Here is a 14,823-nt window from a genome sequence, read left to right as displayed (position 1 = left end):
GCTTTATTGCCCCAATTTACGCGGTTGCCAGGTCTTGATCACCAGCGTCACGTCCAGATCGGTGCCGTGCAGCTTGATCCGCTCGGGCAGCCAGTAACCGTTTTGCTCGGCATAGCTGAGGTATTCGACCTTCCAGCCGTCCTGTTCCAGGTTGGCCAGGCGACTGTCGTTATCGAGGGACACACTGCTTTTGCTGCTTGGCGCCGGCAGGCCGCGAACCCACCAGGCCAGATTGGACACCGGCAGTTTCCAGCCGAGTTGTTCTTCGAGCAGCGCTTCCGGCGATTCGGAGTCATAGCGGCCCTGGTTGGCAACTTCCAGCGAGACCTTGCCCGGGCGCCCGGTCAGGCGCGCCGCGCCGCGACCCAACGGGCCGGACAGGCGAATGTCGTAGTAGTCCTGGCGTTGCAGCCAGAACAGCGTGCCGCTACCGGAATCTTTCGGTGCGCGGATGCCGATCTTGCCGTCGATCTGCCAGCCGTCGAGGGCGGTCAGCTGTTGTTTGTTCGCGGCCCACTGAGCCGGACTGCCGTGGCCCTCGACCGATTCGCGAGCGCCGAAGCCCGCGCAACCGGCGAGCAGGGCGATGAAGCTGAAAACAATAACGTGGCGCAAAAACATGAGTTAAAGAGTCTCGGATCCGGTCAGGCGCTTGATGGTGCTGCGCAGAATGGTGCTGTCGGGCTGATCTTTGAGGTACTTGCCCCAGATCTGCTTCGCCTCGCGCTGATTGCCCTTGACCCACAGGACTTCGCCCAGGTGCGCGGCGACTTCGTGGTCAGGGAAACGCTCGAGGGCCTGACGCAGATATTTCTCGGCGTCGTCCAGATTGCCCAGGCGGAAATTCACCCAGCCGAGGCTGTCGAGTACCGCCGGGTCTTCCGGATTGATCTGGTGCGCCTGTTCGATCAGCGCCTTGGCTTCAGCGTAACGGGTGGTGCGATCGGACAGGGTGTAGCCCAGCGCATTGAGCGCCATGGCGTTGTCCGGATCGCGCTTGATGATCAGGCGCAGGTCTTTTTCCATCTGCGCCAGGTCATTGCGTTTTTCCGCGAGCATGGCGCGGGTATAGAGCAGATTCAGGTCGTCCGGGTATTGCAGCAAGGCTTGCTGCAAGACTTTCCAGGCCTTGTCGTCCTGTTTGTTGGCCGACAGGGTTTCGGATTCGATCAGATACAACTGGATCGCGTAATCTGGCTGGGCGTCACGCTCGGCGGCCAGTTTGCTCTGGGCTTCGGCGGTCTTGCCGTTGTTCATCAGGATATCGGCCTGACGCAGTTGCGCCGGCAGATAGTCGTTGCCCGGGCCGACCTGGGCGTACTCGATCAGCGCGCCCTGCGGGTCGTTGCGCTCTTCAGCGATGCGACCGAGGTTCAGGTGCGCCGAGTCGACGTGGCTTTCGCGGGCGATCAGGTCTTCCAGATAACCCTTGGCCTCATCCCAGGCCTTGGCTTCCAGGCAGACCAGCGCCAGCGAGTAACGCAGTTCGTCGTCTTCCGGGTATTGCTGAACGAGCGTGGAGAACTCGACCTTGGCGTCGTCCATCCGGTCCTGTTCAACCAATGTACGTGCGTAGGTCAGGCGCAGACGCTTGTCGTCCGGGTACTTCTTGATGCTTTTGCGCAGCAGCGGCAGTGCCTCGTCGCCACGATTCATGGTTTGCAGCAGGCGGGCGCGCAACAGGATCGGGGCGATTTCGCCGTCTTCCGGCGGATGGTCTTCAAGCAGGCGCAGCGCCGCTTTATTGTCGCCGTCCTGCTGCAGCAGCAGGGCCTTGCCGAAAATCAGCTGATTGTTGTTCGGATGACGCTGCAGCAGGCGGTCGAAACTCTTCATCAGGCCGTTGCGGGTTTCCTGATCGGTATCGGCCGCGGACAGCGCGAGAAAATCGAAATGGGTGTCGCCCTTGCCCTGCAGGACTTTTTCCATGTAGACCATGGAGTCGTCATAACGCCCGGCGCGGGCCAGTTGCACGGCGGCGGCGCGTTGCGCTTCCAGATCGTCCGGGGCGTTTCTCGCCCAGATCAGCGCGGTATCCAGCGCAGGTTGGTCGGCACCGAGGTATTCGGCGATGCGGAACGCGCGCTCGGAAACCCCCGGATCCTGGGTGTTGATGGCCTGGGTCACGTAGTTGTCCAGGGCAATGTCGAAACGATTGCGCTGGCCGGCGAGTTCGGCGGTCAACAGGCTGTATACGGTTTCCTCGCTGAACGAGCTGTAAACCTTGGGCTTTTCAGGCGTGGGCGTGGTGTCTTCGACCGGCGGGGTACCGTCCGGCGAAACGGGGGCCAAGGCCTGGCAGCCGCTGAGGAAGACAAAAGCTAGGAGCAACGCGGAAGATCTATTCATATAGGAAGAGGACGACTAACCTGCGGTCGGATCATCATGACACAAGCCTTCGGCCAAACATAACCGAGTCTCAGTTGTGAGCATTATAGGCACCAACCATTGGGACAATAGTCAGCGGTAGTTGTTCTGAATCTGACGAAGTAGGACAATTGCCGGCTTCACGTCACTATCAGCGACCTTGAATGGCCTTCCTCGCACTCGGTATTAACCACAAGACTGCTTCAGTAGACGTCCGCGAGCGCGTGGCCTTTACCCCTGAGCAACTGGTTGAGGCCTTGCAGCAGCTCTGCAGAATGACCGACAGCCGCGAAGCCGCGATCCTCTCCACCTGCAATCGCAGTGAGCTTTATATAGAACAGGATCAGGTTTCAGCTGATCTGGTCCTGCGCTGGCTGGCCGATTATCACCATTTAAGCCTCGATGAGCTGCGCGCGAGTGCTTATGTGCATGAAGATGATGCGGCAGTTCGTCACATGATGCGCGTCGCCTCCGGGCTCGACTCGCTGGTGCTGGGCGAACCGCAGATTCTCGGCCAGATGAAGTCGGCCTACGCCGTGGCTCGCGAGGCCGGGACCATCGGCCCGCTGCTGGGGCGGCTGTTTCAAGCGACGTTCAATGCCGCCAAGCAAGTGCGCACCGACACTGCCATCGGCGAAAACCCGGTGTCCGTGGCGTTTGCCGCCGTCAGCCTGGCCAAACAGATTTTCAGCGACCTGCAGCGCAGCCAGGCGCTGCTGATCGGCGCCGGCGAGACCATCACCCTGGTTGCCCGCCATCTGCATGAGTTGGGGGTCAAGCGCATCGTGGTCGCCAACCGCACGCTGGAGCGCGCCAGCCTGCTGGCCGAGCAGTTCGGCGCTCATGCGGTGCTGCTCTCGGACATTCCGGCGGAGCTGGTGCGCAGCGATATCGTGATCAGTTCGACCGCCAGCCAGTTGCCGATCCTCGGCAAGGGCGCGGTGGAAAGTGCGCTGAAGCAGCGCAAGCACAAGCCGATCTTCATGGTCGACATCGCCGTACCCCGCGACATCGAGCCGGAAGTCGGCGAACTCGACGACGTTTACCTGTATAGCGTCGACGATCTGCACGAAGTGGTCGCCGAGAACCTCAAGAGTCGTCAGGGCGCAGCCCAGGCCGCGGAAGAGATGGTCTCGGTCGGCGCCGACGATTTCATGGTGCGCCTGCGCGAGCTGGCCGCGGTCGATGTGCTCAAGGCCTATCGGCAACAGAGCGAGCGCCTGCGCGACGAGGAGCTGCAAAAAGCCCTGCGTCTGCTGGCCAACGGCGGCAACGCCGAAGATGTGCTCGGGCAACTGGCTCGCGGCCTGACCAATAAACTGCTGCATGCTCCAAGCGTGCAACTGAAAAAGCTTTCTGCCGAAGGCCGCCTCGATGCGCTGGCCATGGCCCAGGAACTCTTTGCCCTTGAGGGCTCACCGGATAGTTTTTCGGATAAAAAACCGCAATGAAAGCGTCACTGCTCAACAAGCTGGACATCCTCCAGGACCGATTCGAGGAACTGACTGCGCTGCTTGGCGACGCTGAAGTCATTTCCGATCAGGCCAGATTTCGCGCTTATTCCAAGGAATACGCCGAAGTCGAGCCGGTCGTCGCCGCTTATAAAAAGCTGCTCGGCGTACAAAATGATCTGGAGAGTGCCCAGGCACTGCTCAAGGACAGCGACCCGGACATGCGTGAAATGGCCGTGGAAGAAGTCCGCGAAGCCAAAGAGCTGTTGATCACCCTGGAATCGGATCTGCAACGCATGCTGCTGCCCAAGGACCCGAACGACGGTCGCAACGTGTTTCTCGAAATCCGCGCCGGCACCGGTGGCGACGAGGCGGCGATCTTCTCCGGCGACCTGTTCCGCATGTACTCGCGTTACGCCGAACGACGTGGCTGGCGCGTGGAAATCCTCTCGGAAAACGAGGGCGAACACGGCGGCTATAAAGAAGTCATCGCCCGGGTCGAAGGCGACAATGTCTACGGCAAGCTGAAGTTCGAGTCTGGCGCGCACCGTGTGCAGCGCGTGCCGGCCACCGAATCCCAGGGCCGCATCCACACTTCGGCCTGTACCGTGGCGGTATTGCCGGAGCCGGACGAGCAGGAAGCGATCGAGATCAACCCGGCGGATCTGCGCGTCGACACCTACCGTTCTTCCGGGGCCGGTGGTCAGCACGTGAACAAGACCGACTCGGCGATCCGCATTACCCACTTGCCGACCGGCATCGTGGTCGAATGCCAGGAAGAACGTTCCCAGCACAAGAACCGTGCGCGGGCGATGGCCTGGCTATCGGCCAAGCTCAACGATCAGCAGACTGCCGCGGCGGCCAACGCGATTGCCAGCGAACGTAAATTGCTCGTGGGTTCCGGCGACCGCTCCGAGCGCATTCGCACGTACAACTTTGCCCAGGGCCGGGTCACCGACCATCGCGTCAACCTGACCCTGTACTCCCTTGATGAAATCCTCGCCGGTGGCGTTGAAGCGGTGATCGAGCCTTTGCTGGCCGAATACCAGGCCGACCAACTTGCAGCGATAGGTGAATAAATGACCATCATTGCCAGTCTGTTGCGCGCCGCCGAATTGCCGGACTCGCCCACGGCGCGTCTGGATGCCGAACTGCTCCTGGCTGCGGCACTGGGCAAACCGCGCAGTTTCCTGCACACCTGGCCCGAGCGCATCGTGCCCAGCGAAGCGGTGCTGATTTTTACCGAGTACCTGCAACGGCGTCGTGGCGGTGAGCCGGTGGCCTACATTCTTGGTCAGCAGGGGTTCTGGAAGCTCGATCTGGAAGTCGCTCCGCACACACTGATCCCGCGTCCGGACACCGAATTGCTGGTCGAGGCCGCGCTGGAACTGCTGGCGGCAACGCCGGCGAACGTTCTCGATCTGGGCACCGGCAGCGGCGCGATTGCCTTGGCCCTCGCCAGTGAGCGACCGGCGTGGAAGGTCACGGCGGTGGATCGTGTGCTGGAAGCCGTGGCCCTCGCCGAACGCAATCGCCAGCGCTTGAACCTGAACAACGCCACGGTGCTGAGCAGCCACTGGTTCAGCGCCCTCGAAGGCCAGCGTTTCAATCTGATCATCAGCAACCCGCCGTACATCGCCGCCGCCGACCCGCATCTGGTCGAGGGCGATGTGCGCTTCGAACCGGCCAGTGCGCTGGTGGCGGGTGTCGACGGGCTCGACGATCTGCGGCTGATCGTCGCCCAAGCCCCGGATCATCTCGAAGCCGGCGGCTGGCTGATGCTCGAACACGGCTATGATCAAGCCGAAGCCGTGCGTGATCTGTTGCTGACCCGCGGTTTCGAAGAAGTTCACAGCCGCACCGATCTGGGCGGCCATCAACGGATCAGCCTGGGGCGCCTGACGTGCTGAATGATCAGGAATTGCTGCGCTACAGCCGGCAGATTCTGCTGCAACACATCGATATCGATGGGCAACTGAAGCTTAAAGACAGTCGTGTACTGATCGTCGGCCTCGGCGGGCTCGGTGCGCCGGTCGCGCTGTACCTGGCGGCGGCCGGTGTCGGTGAACTGCATCTGGCGGATTTCGACACGGTCGACCTGACCAACCTGCAACGCCAGATCATTCATGACACCGACAGCGTCGGCATGAGCAAGGTCGACTCGGCGCTCAAGCGCCTGAGCGCGATCAATCCGGAGATTCAACTGGTGGCCCATCGTCAGGCGCTGGATGAGGATTCCCTGGCCGCCGCCGTGGCCGCGGTGGATCTGGTGCTCGACTGTTCCGACAATTTCTCCACCCGCGAAGCGGTCAACGCCGCGTGCGTGGCGGCGCGCAAACCCTTGGTCAGTGGCGCGGCGATTCGTCTGGAAGGGCAGTTGTCGGTGTTCGACCCGCGCCGCCCGGAAAGTCCGTGCTACCACTGTCTCTACGGACACGGCAGCGAAGCCGAACTGACCTGCAGCGAGGCCGGTGTAGTCGGGCCGCTGGTGGGGCTGGTTGGCAGCCTGCAGGCGCTTGAAGCCTTGAAAGTGCTGGTCGGTTTTGGCGAACCACTGGTGGGGCGTTTGCTGTTGATCGATGCCCTGGGTTCGCGCTTCCGTGAACTGCGGGTCAAGCGCGACCCGGGGTGCAGCGTCTGTGGTTCGCAGCATGCGTGAGGCACCGATCGCGGTGTTCGATTCCGGTGTCGGCGGCTTGTCGGTACTGGCCGAGATCCAGCGCTTGCTGCCCCATGAGTCACTGCTGTATTTCGCCGATTGCGGGCACATCCCCTACGGTGAGAAAACCCCGGAGTTCATCCGCCAGCGCTGCAATGTGATGGCCGGTTTTTTCCGCGAGCAGGGCGCCAAGGCCCTGGTGATCGCCTGTAACACGGCGACCGTGGCCGCTGTTGCCGATCTACGCCGGGATTTCCCCCAGTGGCCGATTGTCGGCATGGAACCCGCGGTCAAACCTGCTGCCGCCGCCACCCGCAGCGGTGTGGTCGGCGTACTCGCCACCACCGGCACCTTGCAGAGTGCCAAGTTCGCCGCATTGCTCGATCGCTTTGCCACAGACGTTCGCGTCGTCACCCAGCCGTGTCCCGGTCTGGTGGAACTGATTGAAAGCGGTGATCTGCACAGCGCCGAGTTGCGCACGTTGCTCAAGCATTATGTCGATCCGCTGCTGGCCAACGGTTGCGACACGATCATTCTCGGCTGCACCCACTATCCGTTTCTCAAGCCGCTGCTCAAGTCGATGATCCCGGACCACATCAGTCTGATCGACACCGGTGCCGCCGTCGCCCGTCAATTGCAGCGACTGCTGGCCGAGCGTGAACTGCTCGCCGAAGGCCCGAACCAACCGGTCAGATTCTGGACCAGCGCCGATCCCGAGTCCTTTCGCAAAACCTTGCCCCTGCTGGGCCAAGTTGCCGGTGACGTTGAAAAATTCACCTTGTAAAAAAAGTGTGAAATATCTAAAAAGTCAGCTGAACTTCTGCTCAAGCGCCGATTTCTATACCGCTGGGTTTACTAGAAAACCAAAACGATCGTTCCGGAAAAGGAAGTTTTCAACGTGAAGCGACTATTCTGCTTGGCCGCGATTGCGGCTGCACTGATGGGGCAAAGTTTTACTGCACAAGCGGCAAACGTTGAGTTTGCAGTGGGGGCAACCAGCGATTCGACAATGACTTATCGCTTGGGCATGAATTTCGATTGGGACAAGAGCTGGCTGCAAAGCGACGTCGGTCGCCTGACCGGTTACTGGAGCGGCGCTTACACTTACTGGGAAGGTGACAAGACTTCCAGCAACAACAGCCTGTCGTTCTCGCCGGTATTTGTTTACGAGTTTGCCGGTCAGTCGGTCAAACCGTATGTCGAGGCCGGTATTGGTGTCGCGGCCTTTTCCAACACCAAATATGAAAGCAACAACATCGGTCAGTCCTTCCAGTTCGAAGACCGTATTGGTTTCGGCCTGCGTTTCAACGGCGGACATGAAGTGGGGATCCGTGCGACGCACTATTCCAACGCCGGTCTGAACAGCAACAACGACGGTGTAGAAAGTTACGCGCTGCATTACTCGATGCCGCTGTAACTGCAGCTTGCACAAATCTTTGTGGGAGCGGGCTTGCTCGCGAACGCGGTGTGTCAGTCGACAACACTATTGACTGACACACCGCATTCGCGAGCAAGCCCGCTCCCACATTGGTTTTGAGCTGCTGTTGAAATCAGCGGTAGGCAGTGGCAATGCCTTTGCGTTCTTCAATGCATTCCGGCGCGCCCATCTCGAACTCGCGACAGATCAGCGGACGTTTCTCGTAGATCGTGCACATCATGCTGTCGCGATCCAGCGCCGCGCACCAGCCGTCGTCCAGACGCAGCATCACCTCACCACCCCATTCATCGGTATCGATAAAACGCTCGGGCACGCCAGTGTCGGTGATCAGCATCACTTCAAGCTGGCAGCAGCACGCCGCGCAGGTCGAACACGTGACCGCTGGCTCGGTGATTTGCTGGTGGGGAATGGTTTTCATGGTGCCAGTGTAAGCCAGTCGCCTGTGGCTGTGTGAAAGGCCTGACAGACGCTCAGTGGCTGAGCCGCCGCGCCATCGCGTGCAGCACCGGAAACAGTACCGCCCACAGCAGGCCGATGCCGATCAGGGTCGGAATTTCCCCGTAAGGAAATTGCACCCCGGCGAGGCGCCCGCCACCGTAATAGGAAACAGCGCCGCCGACCGCGCCCAGCGCGCTTGCCAGCCACCACGGACGAGCCGTCCATTGCAGACAGTGGCGCAACGTGGTGGCAAGCAGTGCCCAGAGCAGCATCAGCCAGAGCGGAATCAGCGGCGACGGATCCTGGAATTCGAACACGCCCGTCGCGCGCAACAGGCTGTCCACCGCTGTGCCGACAATCACTACGCTGAGAATCAAGCGACCCTCCGCCGGCCAACTGCTGATCCAGCCCAGATGGATCACCAGCACCGCCAGCGCCAGCAGCAACCACAGACTGTTGCCGCCGATCACGCAGGCCAGCCAGCCGACCTGGAACAGCACGGCGTTGATCAGCCGCTCAAGCATCGAAGCGGCCGAGCAACGGCGCTGGCATTGCCGCCGGTTTGGCCAACAGCAATTGCGCGGTGCCGATGGTGCGCTCGAGGAACCCGCCTTCGCAGTAGCACAGGTAAAACTCCCACAGCCGCAGGAAGTAATCGTCGTAACCCAACTCGCTCAACCGGCCATGGGCGCGGCGAAAGTTTTCGTGCCACAGGCGCAGGGTGCGGGCGTAGTGCAGGCCGAAGTCTTCCATGTGCAGCAGGTTCATGTCGGTCTCGCGGCTGACCACTTCGAGCATCTTCTGCACGCAGGGCAGGGCGCCGCCGGGGAAGATGTAGCGCTGGATGAAGTCGACGCCGCGCTTGGCCTGCTCGTAGCGCTGCTCGCGGATGGTGATTGCCTGCAACAGCATCAGGCCGTTGCTCTTGAGCAGGTGCGCGCACTGTTTGAAGTAGGTCGGCAGGAAGCGATGGCCGACCGCTTCGATCATCTCGATCGACACCAGTTTGTCGTATTCGCCGGTGAGGTCGCGGTAGTCCTTGAGCAGCAGCGTCACCCGATCCTGCAACCCCAGTGCTTCAATGCGCTTGGCGGTGAACGCGTACTGCTCTTTCGACAGTGTCGTGGTGGTGACGCGGCAACCGTAATGCTGCGCGGCGTAGAGCGCCATGCTGCCCCAGCCGGTGCCGATCTCCAGCAAATGGTCTTCGGGTTTGAGCGCGAGCTTCTGGCAGATCCGTTCCAGTTTGTTCAACTGCGCCTGTTCCAGGCTGTCTTCGGGGCTGAGGAACTGCGCGGCCGAGTACATCATGGTTGGGTCGAGAAACTGTTCGAACAGATCGTTGCCGAGGTCATAGTGCGCCGCGATGTTTTTCTGCGAGCCCTTGCGCGTGTTGCGGTTGAGCCAGTGCAGGCCTTGCACCAGCGGCCGGCTGAGGCGGGCCAGACCGCGCTCCATGGCGTCGAGCACGTCGAGGTTGCTGACGAACACGCGCACGACCGCCGTCAGGTCTGGCGAGCTCCAGTAACCGTGGATAAACGCTTCGCCAGCGCCAATCGATCCGTTGCCGGCGACCATGCCCCAGACCGCCGCGTCCTGGACATGGATTTCGCCGAGCAGGTGGCTGCCCGGCGTACCGAACATCAGGCGTTCGCCGTCCTCCACCACCAGCAATTGCCCGTGTTTGAGTTGACTCAGTTGCCGCAAAACGCCACGACGCAGCAGCGAACCGGTCAAACCGTTGGTGCTGAAGCGACTGGCCGACAGGCTAGAGGATTTCATGGCGGTGCTCCTTGGGAGGCACAGTGGCGATTTGAAAGCTGCCGTCGGCAGCCTGATGAGCAAAAATCGGGGCACGCTTGAGCAACAGGCGCACGGCTTGCCAGTAAATCGCCAGACAGGTTTTCGCGGTCATCCACGGAAAACGTCGCAAGTAGCGGTGCAGGCTGTGGCGGTCGAGGGGTTCGCGCTGCAGATTGAGCGTGGCGTCGAACAGCTTGTGCTCACCCTGCCAGTCGGCCATGTGCACGCCGAGCTTTTGCGCCGCCGGGCTGAAGCTCATGCGGTACTCGAGATCGCGTGGCAAAAACGGCGAGACATGAAAGGCCTTGGCGACCGCAAAGTGCTGGTGAAAGTCTTGCAGGTCGGTCGGTGTGCGGGCCGGCAGCACGTAGTGATAACGCTCGCGCCACGGCGTGTTGGTGACTTCGCAAAGAATCGCCGCCAGTTGCCCGTCGGCCTCGTGGCAATAAAAGAAACTCACCGGGTTGAACGCCAGACCCCAACTGCGTGGTTGGGTCAGCAGGCAGATCGATCCCTGCGGTTGATGGCCGATGGCGGCACCGACTTGCTGGCGTACCGCATCGATCAGGCGCATGCCATTGCCGGTGAAGGTTTTCAGGTAGTCGGTTTCGCGAAACGAAAACGGCGCAAAGCGGCTACGACTGGCGAGCGGCGACAGGCCGAATACGGCGTCCTGTTCCGCCAGATCGAGGTACAACAGACCGATCCGGTAACGGAATTCGTGGCGTCTGGGTGAAAAGCGCCGATGGCCGATCCAGCCGCTGTACAGGGCGCTGTTCATAAGCTTTCCCCGAAGGCGGCAGCCACGCGCAAGGCGCTGACGACACCGTCCTCATGAAAGCCGTTGGCCCAGTAGGCGCCGCAGTAGTGGGTGTGCCGCTGACCGTCGAGTTCGGCCCAACGGTTCTGCGCCGCCACGGCCGCAAGGCTGAACTGCGGATGGGCGTAGGTGTATCGGGCAAGCACTTTGGACGGGCTGATGCCGGCGCTCTGATTGAGGCTGACGCAGAACGTGGTGTCGCTCTGAATGCCCTGCAGGATGTTCATGTCGTAGGTGACGGCCGCGTGCGTATGGCCGGCGCCACTCAAGCGATAGTTCCAGCTGGCCCACGCCAGTTTGCGGGTCGGCAGCAGACGGGTATCGGTATGCAGCACCACTTCGTTATCGGCGTAGGGCAGGGCACCGAGGATCGACCGTTCCGCCTGGCTTGGCGTCGCCAGCAATTGCAGGGCCTGGTCGCTGTGGCAGGCGAGCACAACCTTGTCGAAACGCTCGATGCCGGCCGGGCTGTGGATAACCACGCCGTGTTCGTCGCGATCGATGCGCGTCACCGGGCAACTGAGGCGAATCTTGTCCTTGAACGCAGCGGTCAGCGGTGCGACATAGGCACTTGAGCCGCCCTCGATCACCTGCCATTGCGGGCGATCACTGACTGACAGCAGCCCATGATTCTTGAAGAAGCGCACAAAGAATTGCAGCGGGAAATTGAGCATCTCGGCCATGGGCATCGACCAGATCGCCGAGCCCATCGGCACGATGTAATGCAGGATGAAACGTTCGCCATAACCGCCGGCCTTGAGGTAATCGTCGAGCGTGGTGTCGGCGGCGATCCGCTGTTCGGCGAGGTCGCGCTGGGCTTCTTTGTTGAAGCGCAGGATATCGCGCAACATGCCCCAGAACCCCGGCGACAACAGGTTGCTGCGCTGGGCGAACAAACTGTTGAGGTTGTTGCCGTTGTATTCCAGGCCAGTGTCCGGATCGGTGACCGAGAAGCTCATTTCCGTCGGTTTGAACGACACGCCGAGCTGGCCGAGCAAGCGGATGAAGTTCGGGTAGGTCCAGTCGTTGAACACGATGAAACCAGTGTCCACGGCGTATTCGCGGCCTTCGACGGTCACCTCCACGGTGTGCGTGTGGCCGCCGACCCAGTCGCTGGCTTCGAACACCGTGACATCGTGTTGGCGATTGAGCAGATAGGCGCAGGTCAGGCCTGCGATTCCGCTGCCGATGATGGCGATTTTCACGAGGGTTCCTGCAGCGGTGGCGGTTTACGCACCATGCGTTTGCCGATCGCCAGTTGCACCCGCGACGGCAGTTTCGACAGCGGCCACAACGCCGCCATGAACAATGCCGGGAAAGCGATCTCCAGTGGTCGATCCTTGAGTTTGGCGTAGATGTGCCGCGCGGCTTTATCCACAGGCCAGCTCAGTGGCATCGGGAAATCGTTTTTCGCCGTCAGCGGGGTATCGACGAACCCCGGGCTGATGATGGTGACCTCGATCCCTTCATCCGCCAGATCAATGCGCAGCGATTCGAACAGGTAACGCAGACCGGCCTTGGAGGCACCGTAGGCTTCCGCCCGGGGCAGCGGCAGGTAGGTCACCGAGCTGGCCATGCCGATCAGATGCGGCGCGGTGCCCTTGCGCAGCAACGGCAGGGCGGCTTCGATGCAATAGCTGCTGGCCAGCAGATTGGTACGCACCACGTGCTCGATGATCGACGCGTCGAATTGCCGGGCGTCGACGTATTCACAGGTCCCGGCATTGAGAATCACCGAATCCAGCGAGCCCCAGGTCTCGCTGATCTGCTGACCGATCTCACGCACGGTCTGACTATTGGTCAAGTCTCCGGGCACCACCAGCACTTGGCCCGGGTAGCGCTGGGACAAGACTTTCAAGGGCGCCACCTGACGCGAACTGACGGCCAGATGCGCGCCGCTTTTCAGAATCTCTTCGGCCAGCGCGGCGCCGATGCCACTGCTGGCTCCGGTCAGCCAATAACGCCGTGGAGGTGTACGACTCATCCCATTCTCCTTTTCAGCCAGGCGATCACCCGGCCCAATACGGGTAAATGTTCATACAGCATGGCCCCGGCATCGAAGTAATCCCGGTGGCGATAAACCTTGTCGCGCCAGAGCAGATGCGAACACCCGGCGACGCGAATCAAACGACCACCGGCCAGACGCGGGTGGCGGTAACTCATGACCCAGCGCAGGTAACCTTCACAGTCACCGATCTGGTCGAAGCCGTGGAAATCGAAACGCAGCTCGCTGACGTTGGCGTACAGCTCGCTGAAGTAATGACGCAGTTGCGCCAGCCCCTGCACTTCATGCAGCGGATCGGTGAAGTGAATGTCATCGCTGTACAGCTCGCCCAGACGCTGCAAGTTGTCTTTGTCCAGCTCGGCGAACTGACGGGCGAAGCGGCGCAGGAATTCACTCATGGACTTCTCCCGTGGACGAACGCGACGGCAGGCTCTTGAAGGCCGCCAGCGCCCGTTCGCGCGAAGCCCCGAGATTGACGATCGGCGACGGATAGTTGGCGACGCCGAACAGTCCACCGACACTGGCCGGGTTGTGTACTTCTTTCTTGTTCAGGCCGGCGAGTTCGGGCAACCAGTGCTTGATGAACAGGCCTTCGCTGTCGAATTTTTCCGATTGGCTGATCGGGTTGAAAATGCGGAAGTACGGCGCCGAATCGGTGCCGGTCGATGAGCTCCATTGCCAGCCGCCGTTGTTCGCCGCCAGATCGCCGTCGATCAAGTGACGCATGAAAAAGCGCTCGCCTTCACGCCAGTCGATCAGCAGGTTCTTGGTCAGGAACATCGCCACCACCATCCGCAGGCGGTTGTGCATCCAGCCGGTTTCCAGCAGTTGGCGCATGGCCGCATCGATGATCGGCAAACCGGTGCGTGCTTCTTGCCAGGCCGCCAGATCGCCCGGCGCATCACGCCAGGCCAGCGCCTCGGTTTCCGGGCGAAACGCGCGGTGGCGCGAAACCCGTGGGTAGCCGACCAGAATGTGTTTATAGAACTCGCGCCACAGCAGCTCGTTGATCCAGGTCACCGCGCCGACCTTGCCGCTGTCGAACTCGCCCTGATTGCTTTGCAGGGCCGCCTGCAGGCATTGGCGTGGCGAGATCACCCCGGCGGCGAGATACGGCGAAAGTTGGCTGGTGCCGGGCTTGGCCGGAAAATCGCGCTCGCTCTGGTAGTAGTCGATCTGCGCGTCGGCGAAGGTATCGAGGCGGCGCCGGGCTTCCTGCTCGCCGGCCGGCCACAGCGCACGCAAGGACTCGCTCGGCGTTGCAAAACCGGCGACGGCTGCCGGTACCGGATCGCTGTCGATATTCAGCTTTGCCTGTTTGCCGGGCGTCTTCACCAGCGCCGGCATCGAGCGATGCAGGCGTTCGTAGCAGACCTTGCGGAACTGGCTGAACACCTGAAAGTAGGTGTCGGTTTTGGTCAGCACCGTGCCGGGCTTGAACAGCAGTTGGTCAAGGTAGCTGTGGAAAACGATGCCTTTGGTCTTCAGGGCCACGGCCACGGCGGCGTCGCGCTGGCTTTCGTGGATGCCATATTCCTCATTGACGTGCACGGCCTGGACATTCAATTGCACGCAAAGCTCAAGCAGCACCGCCGGGGCCTGATCCCAATGATCAGCGGTGCGCAGCAGCAACGGAATGTTCAGCTCGCCGAGGCGGCTGCTCAGCTCACGCAGGTTGCGCAGCCAGAAGTCGACCTTGCATGCGGCGTCGTCGTGTTCCAGCCACTGCTGCGGGCTCAACAGATACACGGCAACCGTCGGCCCGCGCGCTGCGGCGGCCGCGAGAGCGGTGTTGTCATGTTGGCGCAAGTCGCTGCGCAGCCAGATCATTTGCATAGCGGA

Annotated in this window: 16 protein-coding genes; 6 read left to right on the top strand and 10 right to left on the bottom strand. The window is 61.4% G+C overall.

All coding sequences use genetic code 11. The features are described 5' to 3' along the window. Positions 1-3: 3 nt before the first annotated feature. Together lolB and ACVHNU_RS20195 are read right to left on the bottom strand one after the other, a co-directional pair. Complete coding sequence (gene lolB, locus ACVHNU_RS20200; RefSeq protein ID WP_473018178.1) at positions 4-621, bottom strand: lipoprotein insertase outer membrane protein LolB; 618 nt, start codon at positions 619-621, stop codon at positions 4-6. 3 nt (positions 622-624) lie between these two features. Beyond that, positions 625-2,349, bottom strand: coding sequence for a tetratricopeptide repeat protein (locus ACVHNU_RS20195; RefSeq protein WP_003228155.1), 1,725 nt, complete (start codon positions 2,347-2,349; stop codon positions 625-627). Positions 2,350-2,531: 182 nt separating this feature from the next. On the opposite strand from ACVHNU_RS20195, the gene hemA reads away from it, so the two are divergent. The 6 genes from hemA (at position 2,532) to ACVHNU_RS20165 (ending at position 7,894) form a co-directional block, all read left to right on the top strand. Beyond that, positions 2,532-3,818: a glutamyl-tRNA reductase gene (gene hemA / locus ACVHNU_RS20190; RefSeq protein WP_003228154.1), complete on the top strand. Its 1,287-nt coding sequence runs from the start codon at positions 2,532-2,534 to the stop codon at positions 3,816-3,818. After that, entirely contained in the window at positions 3,815-4,897 is a 1,083-nt protein-coding gene (gene prfA / locus ACVHNU_RS20185; RefSeq protein WP_003228153.1) for a peptide chain release factor 1, read from the top strand. Before hemA ends, prfA begins: the two co-directional genes overlap by 4 nt. Beyond that, positions 4,898-5,728 (top strand): peptide chain release factor N(5)-glutamine methyltransferase, encoded by an 831-nt coding sequence (prmC, locus tag ACVHNU_RS20180; protein ID WP_473018177.1) that lies wholly within the window; start codon positions 4,898-4,900, stop codon positions 5,726-5,728. Next, positions 5,722-6,477, top strand: a complete 756-nt coding sequence (locus ACVHNU_RS20175; RefSeq protein WP_201136602.1) for a molybdopterin-synthase adenylyltransferase MoeB — start codon at positions 5,722-5,724, stop codon at positions 6,475-6,477. Before prmC ends, ACVHNU_RS20175 begins: the two co-directional genes overlap by 7 nt. Further along, entirely contained in the window at positions 6,470-7,261 is a 792-nt protein-coding gene (gene murI / locus ACVHNU_RS20170; protein ID WP_003228148.1) for a glutamate racemase, read from the top strand. Before ACVHNU_RS20175 ends, murI begins: the two co-directional genes overlap by 8 nt. 114 nt (positions 7,262-7,375) lie before the next feature. Continuing rightward, positions 7,376-7,894: an acyloxyacyl hydrolase gene (locus ACVHNU_RS20165; RefSeq protein ID WP_045122633.1), complete on the top strand. Its 519-nt coding sequence runs from the start codon at positions 7,376-7,378 to the stop codon at positions 7,892-7,894. Between the two features lie 133 nt (positions 7,895-8,027). Here the strand turns inward: ACVHNU_RS20165 and ACVHNU_RS20160 are convergent, their stop codons facing one another. From ACVHNU_RS20160 to phrB, 8 genes are read right to left on the bottom strand one after another with little or no spacing between them, the layout of a single operon-like run. Continuing rightward, positions 8,028-8,333, bottom strand: coding sequence for a YkgJ family cysteine cluster protein (locus ACVHNU_RS20160; RefSeq protein WP_007967664.1), 306 nt, complete (start codon positions 8,331-8,333; stop codon positions 8,028-8,030). Positions 8,334-8,385: 52 nt separating this feature from the next. After that, entirely contained in the window at positions 8,386-8,877 is a 492-nt protein-coding gene (locus tag ACVHNU_RS20155; RefSeq protein WP_473018175.1) for a DUF2878 domain-containing protein, read from the bottom strand. Then, positions 8,870-10,135 (bottom strand): SAM-dependent methyltransferase, encoded by a 1,266-nt coding sequence (locus tag ACVHNU_RS20150; protein WP_003228144.1) that lies wholly within the window; start codon positions 10,133-10,135, stop codon positions 8,870-8,872. The genes ACVHNU_RS20155 and ACVHNU_RS20150 overlap by 8 nt, the downstream gene beginning before the upstream one ends. Next, entirely contained in the window at positions 10,122-10,937 is an 816-nt protein-coding gene (locus ACVHNU_RS20145) for a DUF1365 domain-containing protein (RefSeq protein WP_473018174.1), read from the bottom strand. Before ACVHNU_RS20145 ends, ACVHNU_RS20150 begins: the two co-directional genes overlap by 14 nt. Continuing rightward, positions 10,934-12,181: an NAD(P)/FAD-dependent oxidoreductase gene (locus ACVHNU_RS20140; protein ID WP_473018173.1), complete on the bottom strand. Its 1,248-nt coding sequence runs from the start codon at positions 12,179-12,181 to the stop codon at positions 10,934-10,936. The genes ACVHNU_RS20145 and ACVHNU_RS20140 overlap by 4 nt, the downstream gene beginning before the upstream one ends. Continuing rightward, positions 12,178-12,960 carry an SDR family NAD(P)-dependent oxidoreductase gene (locus ACVHNU_RS20135; RefSeq protein WP_400508418.1) on the bottom strand — a complete coding sequence of 261 codons (783 nt, stop codon included), beginning with the start codon at positions 12,958-12,960 and terminating at the stop codon, positions 12,178-12,180. Before ACVHNU_RS20135 ends, ACVHNU_RS20140 begins: the two co-directional genes overlap by 4 nt. Beyond that, positions 12,957-13,379 carry a nuclear transport factor 2 family protein gene (locus ACVHNU_RS20130; RefSeq protein WP_003228136.1) on the bottom strand — a complete coding sequence of 141 codons (423 nt, stop codon included), beginning with the start codon at positions 13,377-13,379 and terminating at the stop codon, positions 12,957-12,959. Before ACVHNU_RS20130 ends, ACVHNU_RS20135 begins: the two co-directional genes overlap by 4 nt. Beyond that, positions 13,372-14,817, bottom strand: coding sequence for a deoxyribodipyrimidine photo-lyase (gene phrB, locus ACVHNU_RS20125; RefSeq protein WP_473018172.1), 1,446 nt, complete (start codon positions 14,815-14,817; stop codon positions 13,372-13,374). Before phrB ends, ACVHNU_RS20130 begins: the two co-directional genes overlap by 8 nt. Positions 14,818-14,823 lie beyond the last annotated feature (6 nt).

This window comes from Pseudomonas sp. Ors-4-3C, assembly GCF_055755035.1.
This window is presented reverse-complemented; position numbering and strand designations above follow the sequence as displayed.

What these genes read in the sequence shown, in the direction of transcription:
- hemA (WP_003228154.1), top strand. Translation starts at nt 2,532, where the DNA reads ATGGCCTTCCTCGCACTCGGTATTAACCACAAGACTGCTTCAGTAGAC.
- lolB (WP_473018178.1), bottom strand. Translation starts at nt 621, where the DNA reads ATGTTTTTGCGCCACGTTATTGTTTTCAGCTTCATCGCCCTGCTCGCC.
- ACVHNU_RS20195 (WP_003228155.1), bottom strand. Translation starts at nt 2,349, where the DNA reads ATGAATAGATCTTCCGCGTTGCTCCTAGCTTTTGTCTTCCTCAGCGGC.
- ACVHNU_RS20155 (WP_473018175.1), bottom strand. Translation starts at nt 8,877, where the DNA reads ATGCTTGAGCGGCTGATCAACGCCGTGCTGTTCCAGGTCGGCTGGCTG.
- ACVHNU_RS20135 (WP_400508418.1), bottom strand. Translation starts at nt 12,960, where the DNA reads ATGAGTCGTACACCTCCACGGCGTTATTGGCTGACCGGAGCCAGCAGT.
- ACVHNU_RS20150 (WP_003228144.1), bottom strand. Translation starts at nt 10,135, where the DNA reads ATGAAATCCTCTAGCCTGTCGGCCAGTCGCTTCAGCACCAACGGTTTG.
- ACVHNU_RS20145 (WP_473018174.1), bottom strand. Translation starts at nt 10,937, where the DNA reads ATGAACAGCGCCCTGTACAGCGGCTGGATCGGCCATCGGCGCTTTTCA.
- phrB (WP_473018172.1), bottom strand. Translation starts at nt 14,817, where the DNA reads ATGCAAATGATCTGGCTGCGCAGCGACTTGCGCCAACATGACAACACC.
- prfA (WP_003228153.1), top strand. Translation starts at nt 3,815, where the DNA reads ATGAAAGCGTCACTGCTCAACAAGCTGGACATCCTCCAGGACCGATTC.
- murI (WP_003228148.1), top strand. Translation starts at nt 6,470, where the DNA reads ATGCGTGAGGCACCGATCGCGGTGTTCGATTCCGGTGTCGGCGGCTTG.
- ACVHNU_RS20130 (WP_003228136.1), bottom strand. Translation starts at nt 13,379, where the DNA reads ATGAGTGAATTCCTGCGCCGCTTCGCCCGTCAGTTCGCCGAGCTGGAC.
- ACVHNU_RS20160 (WP_007967664.1), bottom strand. Translation starts at nt 8,333, where the DNA reads ATGAAAACCATTCCCCACCAGCAAATCACCGAGCCAGCGGTCACGTGT.
- prmC (WP_473018177.1), top strand. Translation starts at nt 4,898, where the DNA reads ATGACCATCATTGCCAGTCTGTTGCGCGCCGCCGAATTGCCGGACTCG.